This window comes from Trinickia violacea (assembly GCF_005280735.1).
Taxonomy (GTDB): Bacteria; Pseudomonadota; Gammaproteobacteria; order Burkholderiales; family Burkholderiaceae; genus Trinickia_A; species Trinickia_A violacea.
The window spans coordinates 2,961,692-2,980,466 of record NZ_CP040078.1; the positions used below are offsets into that span (position 1 = coordinate 2,961,692).

Annotated in this window: 19 protein-coding genes; 8 read left to right on the plus strand and 11 right to left on the minus strand. The window is 62.1% G+C overall.

Annotated elements, in window-relative coordinates; all coding sequences use genetic code 11:
* Positions 1-13: 13 nt before the first annotated feature.
* The 6 genes from FAZ95_RS35385 to FAZ95_RS35410 all read right to left on the minus strand — a co-directional run bounded on the left by FAZ95_RS35385 (position 14) and on the right by FAZ95_RS35410 (position 6,865).
* Positions 14-1,345: an NAD(P)/FAD-dependent oxidoreductase gene (locus FAZ95_RS35385; protein WP_137337757.1), complete on the minus strand. Its 1,332-nt coding sequence runs from the start codon at positions 1,343-1,345 to the stop codon at positions 14-16.
* Between the two features lie 5 nt (positions 1,346-1,350).
* A complete protein-coding gene (locus FAZ95_RS35390; protein ID WP_137337021.1) occupies positions 1,351-2,238 on the minus strand; it encodes a dihydrodipicolinate synthase family protein in 888 nt (295 codons plus the stop codon).
* 35 nt (positions 2,239-2,273) lie between these two features.
* Positions 2,274-3,569 (minus strand): serine hydroxymethyltransferase, encoded by a 1,296-nt coding sequence (gene glyA, locus FAZ95_RS35395; RefSeq protein WP_137337022.1) that lies wholly within the window; start codon positions 3,567-3,569, stop codon positions 2,274-2,276.
* Between the two features lie 71 nt (positions 3,570-3,640).
* Positions 3,641-4,522, minus strand: coding sequence for a glycine betaine ABC transporter substrate-binding protein (locus tag FAZ95_RS35400; RefSeq protein WP_137337023.1), 882 nt, complete (start codon positions 4,520-4,522; stop codon positions 3,641-3,643).
* Between the two features lie 175 nt (positions 4,523-4,697).
* Positions 4,698-5,579 carry an ABC transporter permease gene (locus FAZ95_RS35405; RefSeq protein ID WP_137337024.1) on the minus strand — a complete coding sequence of 294 codons (882 nt, stop codon included), beginning with the start codon at positions 5,577-5,579 and terminating at the stop codon, positions 4,698-4,700.
* A complete protein-coding gene (locus FAZ95_RS35410; RefSeq protein WP_137337025.1) occupies positions 5,576-6,865 on the minus strand; it encodes a quaternary amine ABC transporter ATP-binding protein in 1,290 nt (429 codons plus the stop codon). Before FAZ95_RS35410 ends, FAZ95_RS35405 begins: the two co-directional genes overlap by 4 nt.
* A 516-nt stretch (positions 6,866-7,381) precedes the next feature.
* Between FAZ95_RS35410 and FAZ95_RS35415 the strand changes: the two genes are divergently transcribed.
* Entirely contained in the window at positions 7,382-7,804 is a 423-nt protein-coding gene (locus FAZ95_RS35415) for an MEKHLA domain-containing protein (protein WP_367872962.1), read from the plus strand.
* Positions 7,805-7,997: 193 nt separating this feature from the next.
* Positions 7,998-9,779 (plus strand): cytochrome c biogenesis protein DipZ, encoded by a 1,782-nt coding sequence (locus FAZ95_RS35420; RefSeq protein ID WP_137337027.1) that lies wholly within the window; start codon positions 7,998-8,000, stop codon positions 9,777-9,779.
* A 65-nt stretch (positions 9,780-9,844) separates the two neighbouring features.
* On the opposite strand, the gene FAZ95_RS35425 is transcribed toward FAZ95_RS35420, so the two are convergent.
* The 5 genes from FAZ95_RS35425 to FAZ95_RS35445 form a co-directional block, all read right to left on the minus strand.
* Positions 9,845-10,567 carry an HAD family hydrolase gene (locus tag FAZ95_RS35425; protein WP_137337028.1) on the minus strand — a complete coding sequence of 241 codons (723 nt, stop codon included), beginning with the start codon at positions 10,565-10,567 and terminating at the stop codon, positions 9,845-9,847.
* Positions 10,558-11,211: a DUF429 domain-containing protein gene (locus FAZ95_RS35430; RefSeq protein ID WP_437437801.1), complete on the minus strand. Its 654-nt coding sequence runs from the start codon at positions 11,209-11,211 to the stop codon at positions 10,558-10,560. The genes FAZ95_RS35425 and FAZ95_RS35430 overlap by 10 nt, the downstream gene beginning before the upstream one ends.
* A 23-nt stretch (positions 11,212-11,234) precedes the next feature.
* Positions 11,235-11,516: a hypothetical protein gene (locus FAZ95_RS35435; RefSeq protein ID WP_254700126.1), complete on the minus strand. Its 282-nt coding sequence runs from the start codon at positions 11,514-11,516 to the stop codon at positions 11,235-11,237.
* 376 nt (positions 11,517-11,892) lie between these two features.
* On the minus strand, positions 11,893-12,093 hold the full coding sequence (locus FAZ95_RS35440) for a hypothetical protein (RefSeq protein ID WP_137337031.1): 201 nt from the start codon (positions 12,091-12,093) through the stop codon (positions 11,893-11,895).
* Positions 12,093-12,443 (minus strand): hypothetical protein, encoded by a 351-nt coding sequence (locus FAZ95_RS35445; protein ID WP_137337032.1) that lies wholly within the window; start codon positions 12,441-12,443, stop codon positions 12,093-12,095. Before FAZ95_RS35445 ends, FAZ95_RS35440 begins: the two co-directional genes overlap by 1 nt.
* A gap of 223 nt (positions 12,444-12,666) precedes the next feature.
* Between FAZ95_RS35445 and FAZ95_RS35450 the strand changes: the two genes are divergently transcribed.
* The 6 genes from FAZ95_RS35450 (at position 12,667) to FAZ95_RS35475 (ending at position 18,766) form a co-directional block, all read left to right on the plus strand.
* Positions 12,667-13,431 (plus strand): SDR family NAD(P)-dependent oxidoreductase, encoded by a 765-nt coding sequence (locus tag FAZ95_RS35450; RefSeq protein ID WP_137337033.1) that lies wholly within the window; start codon positions 12,667-12,669, stop codon positions 13,429-13,431.
* A gap of 162 nt (positions 13,432-13,593) precedes the next feature.
* A complete protein-coding gene (locus tag FAZ95_RS35455; protein ID WP_137337034.1) occupies positions 13,594-14,406 on the plus strand; it encodes a molybdenum cofactor biosynthesis F family protein in 813 nt (270 codons plus the stop codon).
* Positions 14,403-15,209: an SDR family NAD(P)-dependent oxidoreductase gene (locus FAZ95_RS35460; RefSeq protein WP_137337035.1), complete on the plus strand. Its 807-nt coding sequence runs from the start codon at positions 14,403-14,405 to the stop codon at positions 15,207-15,209. Before FAZ95_RS35455 ends, FAZ95_RS35460 begins: the two co-directional genes overlap by 4 nt.
* A 281-nt stretch (positions 15,210-15,490) precedes the next feature.
* Positions 15,491-16,942 carry an APC family permease gene (locus FAZ95_RS35465; RefSeq protein WP_137337036.1) on the plus strand — a complete coding sequence of 484 codons (1,452 nt, stop codon included), beginning with the start codon at positions 15,491-15,493 and terminating at the stop codon, positions 16,940-16,942.
* Positions 16,943-17,045: 103 nt separating this feature from the next.
* The gene (locus FAZ95_RS35470) at positions 17,046-18,344 is read left to right on the plus strand and encodes an NAD(P)/FAD-dependent oxidoreductase (protein WP_137337037.1); all 1,299 of its coding nucleotides are present in this window, start codon (positions 17,046-17,048) and stop codon (positions 18,342-18,344) included.
* 62 nt (positions 18,345-18,406) lie between these two features.
* Entirely contained in the window at positions 18,407-18,766 is a 360-nt protein-coding gene (locus FAZ95_RS35475) for a cupin domain-containing protein (protein WP_137337038.1), read from the plus strand.
* Positions 18,767-18,775: the final 9 nt, after the last annotated feature.

Genomic DNA, 18,775 nt, shown 5'->3' on the forward strand with positions numbered 1-18,775 from the left:
TGTCCTCAAATATTCAAAGCTCGGCCCCCGCCGAGAATTCCTTGACCCAGATAGCCGCGGATACCGCGACGTCGGCAATCGGACGAACCGGCAGCGAGCGCGGATGCGGTTGATTCAAAAGCTGGCGAATGAGTTCGTTGTCCTGTCCGAGCGCGTACTCGGCGATGAGCTTGCCTGAAGCCGATCCTCTGCTCAGGCCGAGGCCATTGCACCCGACCGCTTCAAAGACACCGTCGTCACGGCGCCCAAAAAGAGCCCCATTGTTGACAGACAAACACAAAGGTCCGCCCCAGGTGTACTCGAGTTCGACGTCCTTCAACATCGGGAAGCGCCGGTCGAACGAGCGTTGATGCAGGCTCTTTGCCTTCGCCAAATCGGCCGCGGACACTTCGAGATTGGGTCGAAACGCGAAGTGGTTGCGAACGCAGATGCGGTCGTTGATCAGACGTCGAACTGTCGAGCCCATCGGGTCGGCCGGAATCAGTGCCCACGATTGCGTTCCGCCAAGCCGCTGCACTTCTTCCGGATTCATCGCGCGTGTCATCGAAGCAAACGTGTACACGGGCAACAGGCCGTTCGGATGTCCACCGAATGTCGCTGCATACGCGTTGGTGCATAGCATCACGCGCTTCGCCACGATCTTGCCGCTCGCAAAGCTCAGAACCTTGTTTGGACCCTGGTCCTCTATTCCCTTTACCGCGCTAAGCTCGAAGATCTTCACGTTTTCCGGCAAGGTCGCAGCAAGGCCACGCATGAGGGCCGCCGGCTGAACTGTGCTGCACCCCGGCGTAAACAGCGCGCCCTGATAGAAGCTCGTGCCGGTAACCTTCGCGATGGCCGCTTCGTCGAGCCATTCACAAGCTTCGTCGATGCGAGCAAGCCCTTCGGCGAAGTGAGCCAATGCAGCGTGACCCTTCTTGTTCACCGACGCGTGAAATTTTCCATCGTCCCGCCAATCGCAGTCGATGTTGTGTTGCTTCACCGCAGCGCGCACATAGTCGATGCCGTGCCGTTGCAAGCGGACGTCTGCCTTGTCTGCTTCCACACTTCGCGAGTAGCTTTCGCTGCTGATGTCGTGCGGCAAATCGACGAAGAATCCGGAATTTCGTCCGGCTGTGGTGCGCCCTATACGATCCGCCTCGACCAGCGCGATCGTGGCATCGGGCGCAAGCTCAGCGAGCCGTCGGGCAGCGCACAGACCTGTAATGCCGCCGCCGACAACGACCCAGTCATATCGAAGTTCGGAGGACAGCGTAGTGACAGCGGGCGGCGGGGGCAGAGTTTCCCACCACCCGTTCACACCGTCCGGAGCAGGAAACCGCACGAATTCCAGATTCGAAGCCATGCAAGTTACTGCGCGTTGCGCAACATGGGTTGAACGAGCTTGGCAAACGCACTGCGCTCCTCTTCGGTGAGTCCACCGAGCGGCGCCCGAGCAATACCGACTGGCACACCCGCCAGCTCGCATCCGTATCGAACGTATTGAATGAATTTCCCGCTGCGCTCCAGCAGTTCGAGTACCGGCAGCAATTGCGCCATCAGCTTGCGGCCGGTCTCGAAGTCGCCGCGCTTCACGCACGCGTCGAAGAGCGCGGTATGCGCTTCCGGCAGGAAGTTGGACGCGCCTCCGACCCAGCTCTTGGCTCCCCACGCGAAGAACTCGAGCGCCTGGTCATCCATCCCGCAGCTCAGCACCAGCTTGCCGCTAAAGTGCGTAGCAAGGTGATGCAGATGCGAGACGTCGCCGGTGCTTTCCTTCATCGCGATGAAGTTCGGCCGCTCGAGCAGTTGTTCCAGAACGCCATCGCCGATTGCCGTCCCTGTTCGCGCCGGGAAGTTGTAAAGCATGATGGGCATGTCGAGACTGTCGTCCACTTTCAGCATGTGGGTCAGCAGCTCTTCCTGTGTGGGTTGAGCGTAGTACGGGGCGGCAACCAGCAAGGCGGCCATGCCGGCGCGTTTCGCTTCATGCCCCAGGCGAATGACTTCCTTCGTCGTCGTCGCATTGATGCCGGCAGTCAGATACGTCTTGCCGCCCGCCGCTTCCGCGACGGTGTTGAACGTCTGAACCCGTTCGTCGAAACTCAGCGCATAGTATTCGCCCGTGGTCCCGCCGACCCCCAGGCCCGAAACACGGCCTGCAAGATTGGCGGCATGCTTGCCGAGCAAATCATGGTCGATTTCGCCGTCCGCCTTGAACGGTGTGACGAGCGGGGTATGGACTCCCTCGAAGCTCATTTTCAATTCTCTCTTCAATAAAAACGCCGCATTGGCTAAGCCAGTGCTTCTGCGTGTGAATAGATGGGGAACTGGGTACAGAGGTCTCGCACCCGGTTACGCACTGCGCGCTCGACCCGTTCATCGCCACTGGGCTCTCGTTCAAGCGACGACAAGACCTCGAGAATCATCTGGCCGACTTGCTCGAACTGCTCAGTACCGAAGCCGCGCGTGGTCCCCGCAGGGGTGCCGAGACGGATTCCCGAGGTGACGGTCGGGTTCTCCGTATCGAACGGGATACCGTTCTTGTTGCAGGTGATGCCCGCGCGCTCCAGCGCTTTTTCGGCCTGCGTGCCGGTTAGCCGCTTCGAACGCAGGTCGACCAGCAACAGGTGGTTGTCGGTCCCGTCCGTCACCAGGTTCAGGCCGCCCGCCTTCAGGACGTTGCCGAGTGCTTGAGCGTTGCGCAGCACCTGGTCGATGTACGCGGTGAACTCGGGACGAAGCGCTTCGCCGAACGCGATCGCTTTACCGGCGATCACATGCATGAGCGGACCGCCCTGCAACCCCGGGAACACGGCCGAATTGATTTTCTTGGCAATGTCGCCGTTGTTGGTCAGGATGAATCCGCCTCGCGGCCCGCGAAGCGTCTTGTGGGTGGTGGACGTCACCACGTCGGCGAAGCGCACAGGGTTCTCGTGTCTGCCCGCCGCGACAATGCCCGCGATGTGTGCCATGTCGACCATCAACAAGGCATCCACGCTATCGGCGATGTCGCGGAACGCAGCAAAATCCAAAGCACGCGGATAGGCCGAATAACCCGCGATGATGAGCTTGGGACGATGCTCCTCGGCGAGCCGCCGGACCTGCTCGTAGTCGATGCGGTACGTGTCCGGACGCACGCCGTATTGGACGGCGTTGAACCACTTGCCGGAAAGCGCGGGACGGGCTCCATGCGTCAGATGCCCGCCCGCATCGAGCGACATGCCCATCACCGTATCGCCCGGCTTCACGAGTGCGAGCATCACCGCGCCGTTCGCTTGGGCTCCCGAATGAGGCTGCACGTTGGCGTATTCGGCTTCGAACAGCGCTTTCACGCGATCGATGGCAAGCGCTTCGATCCTGTCGACGTGTTCACAACCGCCGTAATACCGCTTTGACGGGTACCCCTCCGCGTACTTGTTGGTCAGCACCGTCCCTTGCGCTTCCATCACCGCCGCCGAGACGATGTTTTCGGAGGCAATCAGCTCGATCTGCGTTTGCTGCCGGCGCAACTCCAACGCAATCTCCGATGCGATAACGGGGTCACGGCTCTGGAGGGTTTCAGCAAAAAAGCGCGAGTTCTCGTTCACTTGGTCACTCCGGAATAAATCGTGTAGTGCATGTCTTGCAAGACTGCGAAATCAGTCGACGTGAGGCAGATTTACTGCTGCAACCAGGCTTTCAGCTTTTCCGGATGCGCGTCGACGAACTTCTTCGCTGCTGCGGCGTAGTCGTTCGTGGTGTTGCCCTCGAATTCGATGGCTTCGACGTCAGCGAGCGTCAGCTTGAAATGCTTGAAGAAGACGTCCGCACGGGGAAACTTGGTCGCGAACTGCTTGGATGCGAACGCGTGAACCTGCTCCTCGCCGCCCAGCGTGCCCTTCGGGTCCTTGAGGTAACGCATCTGCCATTTCTGGAAGAGCCAGTGGGGGCTCCAGACCGTGGCGACGACCCATTGCTTCGACTGATAGGCGCGCGAAACGCCCGCGAGCATGCCGGCCTCGCTCGACGACTGCAGGTTGTACCCGTTCAAGTCGTAAGCCTTGATGGTCTTTTCGGATGCCTGCATCAGGCCGCCGCCCGGCTCGATACCGTCGATGGTCCCGCTCAGCTTGCTCTTGACGTCCGGCTTGTTGAGGTCGGAAATCGACGACAGCTCCGACTCCGGAACATAGGCCGGCACGGCCCAGCCGTTTCTTCCGCCGGTGTAGATGATGCTGACGTCATCCATGTCGTTCTTGTACTTCGCGTAATACGCGGCGTGAGTCACCGGCAGCCAACCGCCTACCATGATGTCGAGGTCACCTCGGGCGACGCCTTGATACTGGATGCCGATATCGGCCTGCACAAACTGAACCGGTTGCTGGAGGCTGGTCTCGAGCGCGTATTTGGCCACGTTAGCCACAGCCAGGACGTCTGCCCAGTTCGTTACCGCCATCTTGATGGGTTCGGCCGCAACAGCGGAGCCAACACCAACGCTCATGGCCACGGCCGTCGACACCACCAGTTTCGCAATGAGCGATTTTAAGAGACTGATTTTCATGTAGTACTCCTACTTGAGTATAAAAGTTGACGGCCGCTTTGAGGTAGCGTGTCTGATCTCCAAACTCCCTACTGCACTTGGCAATAGCACCGCAGCCGTTCGGTGCGATACCGCCAGTCTTCCTTCAACAAGGCGGTCGCCCTTCCACGCGACCGCGCTCCCGCAAAGTCGTCAGTCAGGTGCGCGCCGCGGCGCGGGCGCCAGGCTTGGCCATTCGAGCGCCGGGTTTGGCCTTCTTCGACTTCACACCGAAACTCTCCGTCAAGCGATCGAGCACGATGGCAAGCAACACGACGCCAAGCCCGCCCTCGAAGCCAATCCCGATGTCCAGGCGTTGAATGCCGCTCAGCACATACTCGCCGAGCCCACCGGCACCGATCATCGATGCGATGACCACCATCGAAAGCGACATCATGATGGTTTGATTCACGCCTGCCATGATGGACGGCAGCGCGTTCGGCAACTGAATTTTCCAGAGAAGCTGCCAATCGGTGCTGCCAAACGAGCGGCCTGCTTCCAGCAACTCCTCGCGCACCTGCCGGATGCCCAAAGTCGTAAGGCGCACGACGGGCGGCATGGCGAACACGATGGTCGCAATCACGGCCGGAACCCGGCCCAAGCCGAACAGAATGACGGCGGGAATCAGATAGACAAAGGCCGGCATCGTCTGCATAAAATCCAGCAGCGTGCGCAACACGACTTCCACCCGCTTATTCCGTGCGCCCCAGATGCCCATTGGCACGCCGATGACCAAACTGAAGAACGTTGCGGCAACAACGAGCGCGAGGGTGGAAACGGTTTGAGCCCACAGCCCCATGTAATGGATCGCCAGAAGCGCAATGCCCACGAACACCGAAAACACGACACCGCGCCGCCACAACGCAAACGCCATGAGGAGGACGAGCATGGCGATGAACGGAATGGCGCCCAATCCGTCCTCCAGCAGCTTGACCACTGCGCCTAGCGCGGCAGAGAAAGCATCGAAGCCGCCCCGGAAATGCTGGAAGAGAAAATTGACGGCGTCTTCCGCCGACTTGCCGATGATCGACGAATTCATGCTGCTCTCCGTTCCATGACCTGCTTGAGTATCGTCCGGCAGGACACCACGCCTGCGAGGTTCCCGGCCGTGTCGGTGACGGGTACGTCGTGTTCCTGGCTCAACGCGATGTCGGCGAGCTGGTGCAAATCCGCATCCAGTGAAACGGCGTTCACTTCGCGGAGCAGCGCGTCCCGGACAGGGCTCGTACCCGCCTTGTGCAGCGATGCCGGCGTGACACAGCCTTGGTACCTGCCCGCTTCGTCGCATACGTAACCACACTCGACGCCGCTATCGATCAGGTCGTTGAGGTAACGCTCCGAGGATGTGCCGATGTCACAGGAAATCAGTCCCCGCTCCACGCGGGCCATGAGACTCGAAGCCTTGAGAAACCGCGAAACGTCAACATTGCGGAAGAAGTCGCGTACGTAGTCATCGGCAGGCGACTGGATCAATTCGGCGGGCGTGCCGACTTGAATCAGACAGCCATCCTTCATGATGCCGATCCGGCCGCCAATCTTGATGGCCTCTTCGATGTCGTGCGAAATGAAGACGATCGTCCGTTGCTCTTCCTTCTGGAGCCGCAACAGCTCGTTCTGCATTTCGAATCGAATCAGCGGATCGAGCGCCGAGAAGGCTTCGTCCATCAGAAGTACCGACGGGTTCACGGCGAGCGCGCGTGCGAGCCCCACTCGCTGCTGCATGCCGCCAGACAGTTCGCTCGGCAGCAGCTTTTCGTAAGAGCCCAGACCGACCCGCGTCAGTGCCGCACGCGCGATGTCGTAGCGCTCGGCCTTCTTCAAGCCGGCAACTTCCAGCCCATATGCGATGTTGTCGAGCACCGTGCGGTTCGGCAGAAGCGCGAACGACTGAAACACCATCGCCATCTTCTTGCGGCGGACGGCACGCAGCTCCAAGGTGGACATCGGGGCAATGTCGCGGCCTTCGAGAACGACCTGGCCGGAGGTCGGTTCGATCAGCCGATTGAGCAGCCGAACCAGCGTCGACTTGCCCGAACCCGAAAGCCCCATGACGACGAAAATCTCACCCGCCTTGACGCTGAGGCTGACGTCGTTGACCGCCACCATGTTGCCGGTCTGCTCGAAAATTTCGTTCCGGCCAAGACCTTGCTTGACGAGTTCGGCGGCGCGCTCGGGCTTCGGCCCAAAGATCTTCGACAGGTTTCTGACCGTAAGAATATCGGTCGCGGAAACTGCGATGGGTTTCGCCGCAGCGGAAACATCTCCCGCTTTGATCGCGCCCGGATGGACTACGCCTTCTCGCGCGAATGTCAGGTTTGGGGCCATTCTGTCATCCCAACTGGCAAGTTCAAGATTAAGTCGAACAAGTCACCATTCATCGCACGATATGCAGCATATTCGTGCGTCGGTTTCCTGGCTCATCGGTGCTTAATGCATTGATTGCAGCGTAGCAAGCCAAATTGACCCATCCAGCTACATTTTCTGAGCACTTTCCCATACCTTTGGTAATGCAAGGCGCTTGTGAAGCGTGCGTAGAAAAGAACCGATAACGATGTGACTTGAGCGCACCCAGTCTGGGCAAGGCTTTGCGGCCGATGGCCAGCGTCAGTTCTGGTGTATCGGCCCCGCGGCTCTCCGCCAGTTGGAGACGCGGCATAGGGAATGTCCCAGGTTCAGGGCCTTTTCCGGACCTCGGCGGCCTTCAAGTGCCGCACTCGCGGCCGCGTGATAGCATCGTGGCCCGCCAGCCGCATCCACGGCTACCGCTGCACGCCACGTCCGAATTGATTCATTGCCGGTTTCCCAATGACATCCCTGGCCACCGATCCTGCTTTCGCCACCTTGCTCGCCGATAGCTACCAGCGCCTGGTTGGCACCGCATTGGTGCCCGCCCACATCGCAGTCGCCGACACCGCGCGCTGGCTCTATGCCGATGCACCGTTCGTTCTGCTCGCACACAACACGGAAGACGATCCGCGCTTCATCTACGCAAACCGGACCGCGCAGCGCTGCTTCGAATATGAGTGGGATGAATTTATAGCGCTGCATTCCAGGCTTTCAGCCGAGCAGCCCAATCGCGACGAGCGAGCACGTCTGCTCGACGACGTGCGCAGCCAAGGCTATTCGGCAAACTATCGCGGGCAACGAATTGCCAAGTCGGGACGCCGCTTCTGGATCGAAAGCGCGATTGTGTGGAATTTGATTGATCGCGACGGCGCCTACCATGGGCAAGCCGCGACGTTCAGCGAATGGTCGGATATCTGACTTTGCGCGACCATCCGTTTGTATCGCTGTGTATCCTCCGTCGCGACAGACACAGCACGATACGCAATGCCCACCTTCCTGAAATGCGCCGGATACGTGAACGGACTCTAATCCGGCATGAAGGCACGCGGCATTCATCACGTGGAGCGTGCCCCGATTGGACCAACGGATTCCGAATCAGGGAGCTGGCTTCATGTTACTCATTGTCATCGCATTTCTCGGCGGCGTGCTCACCATCCTCAGCCCGTGCATCCTGCCCGTCGTGCCTTTTGTCTTCGCGCGTTCCGACCGGCCGTTCGTGACCGGCCGGCTTCCGCTGCTGCTCGGGCTGGCTCTCACCTTCGCGCTCATCACAAGCGTCGGGTTTGCCGGCTTGAGCGACGCCACGCAACTGAGTCACTACGGACGCTGGGTATCACTCAGCGTGTTCGCCGTGTTCGGCGCATCGCTGCTGTTTCCCGAGATCTCGACGCGCCTGTCGCGCCCGCTGCTCGAGATCGGGAACCGGTTCGCCCGCTTTTCGCACACGCACGACACCCGTTTCCAGATCGGCTCCGCGCTGCTGCTCGGCGCGGCGACGGGCCTGTTGTGGGCGCCCTGTGCAGGCCCGATCCTCGGCCTGATTCTCACGGGCGCAGCGCTGCATGGCGCGACGTGGCAAACGGCGGCGGCGCTGACGGCGTATGCGCTCGGCGCGGCCAGTTCGCTTGCCGTAGTGTGTGGGCTCGGCAAGCAGGCGCTGGACGCGCTCAAGCGCTCACTGGGTCTCGGCGAGCGCGTGCGCCGCGTGATGGGCGCGCTGGTGCTGTTGAGCGTCACGGCGATCGCGTTCGGCTTCGACACGCGCGCGCTCGCACACGTGCCTTCGACCTCGACTACGGGTGTGGAAAGCCGACTGGTGGGTCTGCTCGCCCCGAATCGCGCCTCTAGCGCCTCTAGCACCTCTAGCGCGGGTAACACGAACACACCATCGATACGGCGCATCGGCTTTCAGGCGCCGTCGACGCTTCCCGTCGAAGGACAACTGCCGTCTCTCGACGGCGCGCAAAGCTGGCTCAACTCGCCGCCGCTTACGCGCGACGCGTTGCGCGGCAAAGTCGTGGTCGTCAATTTCTGGACCTATTCGTGCATCAATAGCCTGCGTGCGCTGCCCTACCTGAAAACATGGGCGGATCGCTATCGTAACGAGGGCCTCGTCGTGATCGGCGTGAACACACCGGAATTCGGATTCGAGCACGACCCGTCGAACGTGAAGCGCGCCCTCACGGATCTCGGCATTCGATACCCGGTCGCCATCGACAACGACTACGCAATCTGGCAGGCGTTCGGCAATGAGTATTGGCCGGCCTTCTATATCGTCGACGCACAAGGACGTATCCGTTACCACCATTTCGGCGAAGGCGACTATGCCGGGGCCGAGAAAGCCATCCAACAGTTGCTCGCCGAAGCGGGACAGACAACGCAGGCCCGCGATTTGCCGCCGATCTCCGGGTCTGGCGCACAGGCTGCCGCCGATGAAACGGATTTAGGCTCGGGCGAAACGTATGTGGGCTATCGGCAGGCAAGAGGTTTTGCTTCGCCGGAAGACATCCACCCCGATGCCGTCGCTGCATACAGCGTTCCGTCGAAGTTGCGGCTCAACAGCTGGGCGCTGAGCGGACAATGGAAGGTCGGTGGCGAAGCTGCCGTGCTGAACGAAGCCAATGGGCGCATTGCCTACCGCTTCCATGCGCGCGATCTGCATCTCGTGCTCGGCCCGAACGCAAACGGGAAGCCCGTGCGCTTTCGCGTCACGATCGACGGCGCGCCGCCCGGCGACTCGCATGGCGCCGATGTCGCCGCAGACGGCAGCGGCACAATCACCGCCGCGCGCCTGTATCAGCTCGTGCGTCAGACCGGCACCGTGAGCGACCGGACCTTCACGATCGAATTCCTCGATCCGGGCGTGCGGGCCTACTCCTTCACGTTCGGCTAGAACCCGTTCGCAATGCTTCATGCAAACGCCGCTGCGCCATCGAGGGTGCAGCGGCGTTGCCGTAGTCACGACAACGAGCCTGGTCCGCCGAGCGCTTCGCAAAGCATCGACAAATCACGGATGGTGAGATGAGGCTCGCGCGTATTTTTCTCTACCCGAGCGATCTCGAGCCGATTCCGGCGAACGAGCCATGCTGCCTGAAAGCCCGCGTCCAATGCCCCTAGAACATCGAGGTGGTAATCGTCGCCGACATGGAGCATTTCCGCTGGAGCGACCTCCACGGCTCGCGCAGCCGCATGGAATATTTCGGCTTCAGGCTTCGCAACGCCCACTGAACTGGCGCTCAACGCCGCGCGGAAGAACTCCCCGCCACCCGTCAGACGGAGGTCCGCATTGCCGTTGGTCACGGCGACGAGTGGAAACCTGGCACTGAGCCAGTGCAGCGCGGGCATCACGTCTTCAAAGAACTCGACCTGGTGCCGAGCGGAATAGAAAACGTCATAGGCCAGGTCAGCCAGCGTGACGTCTTCCTTCGCCAGCTCCAACGCAAGACTGATTGAACCGATTCGCAACGCACGAAAGTCGCCGGCCAGATCGGGACGCGAGCGCTCGTACTCAGCCCGCAACTGGGCGAGCGCTTGTGGCGCGGGCAAAACACTCGCCGTCTTGGGAGCGTTTTCGAGGAGCCACGCATGCAGCGTCGCCTCGGCCCGTTCGACCACAACCTCGAACGGCCACAGCGTGTCGTCCAGATCGAAGGAAATCCCGGATACCTTGCCTAACCGCATAGTGGCCCACCAGCGGAAGATGCGGGCACCCGAATGTATCCCCCAGCGGCATCGCCGTATGACTGGCTTCGCCCTGCCAGCAAGCATTCCGCTGCCAGGGCACACAGGGCGGCATCTACGGCGTCTATGGACTTCAAGTCCGACGCGTCGATTCCGGAGTTTGCAAGCAGTGCTCTCCGCTGAATACGCTTCTTTCGTGCGGAGGCGACTTCTTTTCCAAGCGCGGCGCAAGTGATGGCATGAGGGAAGGTTTCGAAGCTCACGCGTCCCCCCGAATAGTCTCTGGATGTCAGAAGCGGGTATGTCGTGGAGAACGCTTGGTAGACTCGCTCGCCGTTCAACATCCAGCCGTAGAATCCGCTGGTGCTGGAGATAGCCCGTTCTCGAGCGGGAGTCGCGAAGCAGAAGACGCCTCGTTGCGCGAGCTCCCTTTCAGCGAGCCTTCCCTTGCACTCCGCTCCCCATTGGCACGGAGCATCGATGCCGACAGCCACGACGTCGAAGTCGACGCACGTTTGCAGCAAGTTGTCGGGTGTTCCGCTTTGGATGTTGCAAAGGATGCGAGTGCCGCGCAGGAGGACCAGGTGAAACCCTTTTCGATCGCCGCCGACATCAATGCCCGCGACCGCACTTGCTTCCACCATTGTCATCGGTTAGCTGCGAAACGCTAGGTTGGCGTGAAGACTGTGGCCGGAGTCTCTTCCAGTTGCGTGAAGGTCCGCATGAAGCGATAGGTCTGACCGCCAACGACAATCTGATTCCAGCCTGGGTTGGTCTGCTCGACAATCCCGAGTGCTGTCGCAGCTGCGATTTTTCCGCGGGCCCTCATCTCACTCAGCGCGCTCATCGCGTCGCCGATATAGACGGCAAAGGACTTCTCGTTGGTCCGAGTGAGAATCACCACCCCGCCTTCGTCGAGCGACAGCTCGAGATACTCGGCGAGAGTCAACAAGGGCTCGGACGGATTGTCTACATTTGCCATATGTCCACGCTTAACGCTACTTAGCTGAGTCGACGATACTCGCGATGCCAGGGAAAGTCGATACGTCGAACTCCGCGTTGGCAAGCATGCGAAAGGCTTGGCGGACAGCAGAAAACGGGCGCTCCAATGCGCTAGGGCTGAATGTCGAGTGCCGTCATGCCCGCGTTTGCATCCGCGCCAATCATTCTTCCACGGTCAATGACTTACGGCGCATGCCAGCAGGTTATCCACAGCTTTGCCAACAGAATGTGGGGATAAGTCATGGCGCGGAGTGCGACGGCGGACCATCACCGTGCCTGCACTTGCGCTCGCACCGCTTGACGTTGCGCGGATTGTTGCTTGGTCAACCGTGATTGTCGACCCAGGCCCGGCACCAGTTAAGGCCGACAAGCTCTGCGTCCAGCTCAGTTTCGAAATGGCCCAGCACGCCGGAGGTCTCTACAAGTTTGTTGTCGCGCGTGATCGTGCCACCGGCCGCATACCCCGCGCCCTGACGGATGGCGTGCCCCCAAATCGAGTATCCGTTGTAGAGCTCCGCGTCCATTAGCGAGTCACCTGGGGCTGAGCGCCTTGCGCACCGACGCGCAGCACATTGCCTTCCGGCGTCAGCAAAGGCGGGAGATCCCTGGCTTGCGGGGAAGCGTTCCAAGTCAGCGTGCGTACAGCGTGAGCGTGCTTGGCCGGCTTCAGGGTGCTGGCCGCAACGTGATTCGGCTTCACCTTCGCCGTGCGGATGGTCGCAGACACATGATGGGCTTTTGGTTTTACCGCAGCGTGGCTGCCGGCATGTGGCGCTTGCCGGGCCTCAGGCGGGTTCCACACTTCCACGTAGTGTTCGCCTGCGTTGGCAACGGAACAGCCGACCAGCAGCATCACGCCCAGAGCTCGCAACATCGTATCTCCCACCTTTTAGCCAAATTCGACAACAGAATACTGTATAAATATACAGATGTCATGTACTCCCTGCTACCGTCTCGTCGGTTCGCGCAAAAAGGCCCACTCGGCCTGCTTGAACACAGTCTTTGCCGATTCCGGCTCCCTCGGCCGCACCGATGAGCCCATGCTCGGCAGTCGAACGCAGCCAAGCTGAGCAACACGCGGCAAAGGACACAGCCACATGGACTTGGGACTCGCAGGGAAAACATTGGCCGTCACAGGCGGCGCCTCGGGCATCGGCCGGGCCTGCGTCGAGGCGGCGCTTCGCGAAGGCGCTCGCGTCGCGATCCTCGACAGCAACGCCGAACTCGGGCACGCGCTCGCGCGTGAACATGCGGGCGCGGAGCTGATCTTCGTGCCGGCCGACGTCGCCGACGAACGCTCGGTAGCCGCCGCCATCGATGCCGTCGTCGCGCGCTTTGCCGGCATCGATTCGCTGATCGCGTGCGCGGGCATCTCCGGTCCGGTCGGCAAGCGCGTCATCGGCATCGCGCAGGACGAGTGGGACCGCGTGATGGCCGTCAACGTGCGCGGCGTCTTCCTCTGCGCGAAGCATGCGCTGCCGCATCTCGAAGCGCGCGCCGATGCCACCGTCGTGCTCGTCGCGTCCGACAGCAGCCTCTTCGCGAGCGCAGGCATGAGCGCGTACTGCGCGTCGAAAGCGGCCGCGTTGATGCTCGCCAAGGGGCTTAGCGTCGACCACCCGTCGGTGCGCGTCAACAGCGTGTGCCCGAGCGTCGTCGATACCCCGATGTCGCGCCGCGATCTGGGGCTCGAAGCGCGCGGCTTCGCGGGCACGGGCATTCCGGCGATCCCCCCGGCCGATATCGCGCGTCACGTGCTGTTCTACGCTTCGCCTGCAAGCGCGCCCGCCAACGGCACGGCGGCGGTGCTCGATTTCGGCTACGCGGTGCGCTCGGGCTTTCCGGAATTCGCGTTTGCTTGAGCCGTCGCGTATCGGTGCGGTTCATGCGAGCGGCGCTGCGCCTTTGCCGTTTTCGGTTCACAGCCGTTCGCAAGACGCTCGCATACTCGATTCCGGCATCCCCTCGCCGCGGGCTCCAAGTCACGAAGCCCGGATTGGAACGTAACGACACCGACACTTCCCATGAACGAAACCAACTGGATCTCCGTAGGCGACCTCGGCACGAGCTTCGCCATTTCGAGCCACGCGCTCGCCCCCGTCGCCGAGCTCGCCGGCCAGGCTTATGACATCGATTTTGGCGGCGACGTCGTGACGCATACGTTCGTCGACGGCGAGACGCTGCGCTGGACCGTCAAGGGCGCCGGCCAGTCCGGCACCGATACGTATCGCGCCACCTCGCCGCGCCAGGGCATCTATTTCGTCGACTTCGTCAAATCGTCGGAGCGTGCGACCTCGGTCAGCCTCGTGCTCGATCTGCAACGCGGCATTGCGACGGCCGTTATCGGCACGCTGCCCGATGAGGCGCGCGCAAGCGTCCCCGCTGTCGAACTCGCGCGGCAGAAGCGCGAGCTGACCGGCGTCGACGTGCAGATGCTGGCGGGCGTCATCGGCGGCAAGTTCGAAGCGTTGTCGCCCACTCACGAACCCACGAGCGAGCTGGTCGGCAAGCGCGTGCTCTACCGCTACAACCCGCACGAGTGCTATGAGCATGTCTACCTGAACGACAAGATGTATGCGTGGCACTGCGTTTCAGGCATCGAAAAAGGTCTCGCCGACGCTGACCGCTGCCACTACCGCAAGATTCGCGACGGCCTCTACCTGTTCGTCTGGCGCGAGAAGATCGTGCCGACGCTCGGCGTCGTCGTCATCGATCTCGACGCACGCAAGACGACCGGCAAGATCTTCGGCTATGCGGGCGACGACTTCGGCACGCTCGCCAATTTTCCGGTCGGCGCCTACGCGACCGTGCTCAACACAACCACGGTGCCCGCGTGAAGCCGCGCTTCGAGGGCCGCGTCGCGCTCGTCACGGGCGGCGGAACCGGCATCGGCGCCGCGGCCGCCGCGCGTTTGCGCGACGAGGGCGCACTCGTCTACGTGCTCGGCCGGCGCGAGGCGCCGCTCGACGCGGTGGCCAAGGCCACGGGCGCGATCGCGCTGCCCGCCGACGCGGCCGACCCCGCCGCGGTCCGCAACGCACTCGCACGGATCGTCGAACGCCACGACCGGCTCGACGTCGTCGTCGCCAACGCGGGCGGCTTCGGCATCGGCGCGGTCGCCGACACGAGCGACGACGACTGGCGCCGCGCGTGCCGGGCCAATCTCGACACCGCGTTCGTCATCACTCGGGAGGCGTTGCCGATGCTGATCGAAAGCCGCGGGGCGATCGTCATCGTGAGTTCGATCGCGGGGCTCGCCGCGGGGCCGGAAGCAGCCGGCTACGTGACCGTCAAGCACGCGCTGATCGGTCTCACGCGTTCACTCGCGCGCGATTACGGCCGCTGCGGCGTGCGCACGAACGCCATCTGTCCCGGCTGGGTGCGCACCGAAATGGCCGACGACGAAATGCGCACGTTGATGGCGGCCCGCAGCATTCCGACGCTCGACGAAGCGTACGCGCTCGCCACGCGCGACGTGCCGCTCGGGCGCGCCGCCGACGCGAGCGAGATCGCCTCGGTGATCGCCTTCCTCGCCTCGGACGACGCCAGCGCGATGAACGGCGCCGTGGTCGTCGCCGACGGCGGCGCGACCATCGTCGACGTGCCGACGCTCGCGTTCGCCGATCCCTCGCCGAGGTAGGTGCGATCGGGCCGGAAGCATGGCCGGCGCGCTTTCGACGATTCGTCGGACAGATGCGCGGCGCTTTTCAGCCAGCCCTTTTAACGGCTCGCAAGAAGCGCCGTGCGCCTCTCAAGCGCCGCGAGGCCGGGGTATCACGCATTGCCGATTTGGGCTATCTGTCGCATTTTGGGCTCCCTACACTGGGCTCCACATCGCATGCCGCTGCCTGTCCAGCCTTACCGGGCGGGCGTTGCGGGCAAACCCGATGCAGCGTGCGGAACCATCGAGGAGCCTTACAAATGACTGTCGCAACCGAAGCACAGGAGTCGACCGAACTGAGGCGCGAAGCGCTCGGGCTCGGCTTCATCATCTTCTTCGTGATTTCCGCGGCCGGACCGCTCGTCGCGATTGCGGGCGGTGTGCCGATCGGCATCATGCTCGGCAACGGCGCGGGCACGCCGGCGCTGATCGTCGCCACTGTCGTCATCCTGCTCGCGTTCTCGGCGGGCTATACGTCGATGGCGCGTTATGTCACGAACGCAGGCGGCTTTTACGCATTCGCCGCGCGCGGCCTGGGCGGCAACGTCGGCGGCGCCGCCGCGCTGCTCGCTCTGCTCGGCTACAACACGATGCAGATCGGGCTTTACGGCATGTTCGGCACGGTCGCCTCCGGGTTTCTCGCGCAGCACCTCGGCATCGGCGTGCCCTGGTGGATCTGCGCATTCGCGGCAATGGCGAGCATCGCGGTGTTCGGGTACCGGCAGATCGACCTCTCCGCGAAGGTGCTGTCGATTCTCGTGATCGGCGAATATCTGGTCGTGCTCGTGCTCGATGTCGCGATCCTGAAGGTCGGCGGGCAAGCCGGACCCACGCTGGTCCCGTTCACGCAGCACGCGATTTTTAGCGGTACGCCCGCTATCGGCCTGCTGTTCTGCTTCGCGATGTTCATTGGCTTCGAAGCAACGACCATCTATAGCGAAGAGGCGAAGAATCCGCATCGCACGATTCCGCTCGCGACGTATCTCTCCGTTTTGCTGATCGGCGGCTTCTACGCGTTCTCCGTCTGGTGCATGGTTGTCGGCGCGGGCGCCGAATCGATCGTCAAAATCATCTCCGCGTTGCAAGACCCGACGACGTTCCTCTATTCGCTCTCCGACCGCTATGCGAACAAGAGCCTGACGCTCGCCATGAGCGTGCTGTTTATCACGAGCGTGTATGCGGGCCTGCTGGCATTCCACAACTCGGCGGCGCGCTACTTCTTCGCGAGCGGCCGCGAAGGGCTGCTTTCGAAAGCGCTGGGGCGTACCCATCCGATTCATCAGAGCCCGCACAACGGCTCACTGCTGCAATCCGCGTTGGCCGCCATCGTCGTGCTCGGTTTCGTGGTCGCCAAATCCGATCCGGTGCTCACGCTCTTCTCGTGGCTCACCAACGTCGCCACGCTGTGCGTGATCGCGCTGATGGCACTGACCTCGTTCGCGGTCATCCGCTACTTCAAGCGGGCCAATGTAGGCGCTTCGGAAAGCGCGCTGCGCGTGTTCATCCTGCCGCTCTTGTCGGGCGTCGCGCTGACTGCCGTGCTGCTGCTCGCCGTTGCGAACTTCTCCGTCCTCACCGGCGCGAGCCAGAGCGTGTCCTACGCGCTGACCGCGTCGTTGCCGATCGCCGCCATCGCGGGTCTGCTGCTGGCCGGCAGGCTCAGGACGCGCAATCCCGTCCTCTTCAGCCAGCTCGGCGATTCGAAAGTCTAAGCGCGCTTCGCAAGCCTAGCCCCGCTCCCCGGTTTTGCATGACGCCCGCGGGCATCGACGCATGCGTCGATGCACCGGCCGCCCCTTATCGACCACTCGCACGATGAACCAGCTCGACTCCCTCACCTACTACAGCGCCACGAAGAAGTACGATTTGCGCTTTCCCGCCCTCAAAGAAGACATCGACGCCGACGTCGTCGTCATCGGCGGCGGCTTCTCCGGCATCAACACGTCGCTCGAACTGGCCGAGCACGGCATCACGAACGTCGTCGTGCTCGAAGCCAAGCATCTCGGCTACGGCGGAACCGGCCGCAACGGCGGCCAGATCATGGCCGGCATCGGACACGATCTCGACGCAATCGCGAAGCACGTCGGCGAAGACGGCCTCAAGGAAATCTTCAAGATCAGCAACCTCGGCGCCGGCATCATCCGCGACCGCATCGCGAAGTACGGAATCGATGCCGACTTTCGCAACGGCTATGCCTATCTCGGCTTCAACGGCCGCCAGGAAAAGACATTGCGCGCCTGGGAGACGAGTTTCAAGTCTGTGGACCCCGCGACGGAAATCCAGCTCTACACCGGGCAGGAAGTGAAAAAGATCGTCGGCTCCGATGTCTACGGAAGCGCATTGCTGCATATGGGCGGCGGCCACGTTCATTCGCTGAATCTGCTGCTCGGGGAAGCGCAGGCGCTCACGGGCTACGGCGCGAAGATCTACGAAAACAGCCCGGTGATCGACGTCGAGTACGGCGACCGCGTGGTCGTGCGGACCGCGATGGGCTCGGTACGCGCCTCGAAAATGCTCTGGGCGTGCAACGGTTTTCTGAACGGCCTCGAACCGACGATCTACAAGAAGACCGTCAACACGTTTGCGTTCCAGCTCTGCACCGAGCCGCTGCCGGACGACTTGATCGAGCGAATCAGCCCGATACGCGGTGCCTATAGCGACATCCGCCCCATCATCGACTACTACCGCGTGACCAACGAAAACCGTCTGCTGTTCGGCAGCGCGACCGCCCTGCTCGATTACATTCCGAGCGACCTCAAGGCGTGGAATCGCAGCCTGATGCTGAAGGTGTTTCCGTATTTGAAGGACGTCAAGATCGATCTCGCGTGGGGCGGGCCGCTCTGCTGCGGCGCGAATCTCTTTCCGCAGATCGGCTCGCTCAACGGGCATCCGAACGTGTTCTACGTCCAGGCTTATGCGGGCTTCGGCGTCACGCCGAGCCACATCGTCTGCAAGGTGCTGGCAGAAGGCATGACCGAAGGCTCCGCGCGCTACGACCTTCTGAGTTCCGTGCCGCACATCGACATCTTCGCCAAGGACCAGCTGCGCGCCGTGATGACGACTGCGGGCAAGACCTGGAACCAGGTCAGCGGCTATTGGAAAGGCCGGCGATAGATCAAGCAAACCAGCACGTCAACAAACCCCTATTTTCTAACCGACCAACGGAGTCAACATCAATGCATAGCATCAAACTGGGCACGTTCCCGCACGAACTCGACGCATGGGGCACGGTTGCCGACCTGGGTTCGACGATCGTCGAAGGCGACGTGAAGGCCTTCGGCAAGGTTCACTACGGCACGCCCGCTTCACCTGTCAGCGCGGGCTACTTCGCGTGCACGAAGGGCAAGTTCAACATGACCTACCCGTTCACCGAGCAAGCGACCGTGCTCGAAGGCGAATGCGTGCTGCGCAACGAGAACACGGGCGAAGCGGTTCACTACACAGTCGGCGACAGCTGGTTCATCGAGAAAGGCACGCCGATCGCGTGGGAGATTCTTTCGGACCGGTTCACGAAGCACTACTTCGCGGTGGTCTGAGCGCGTCTA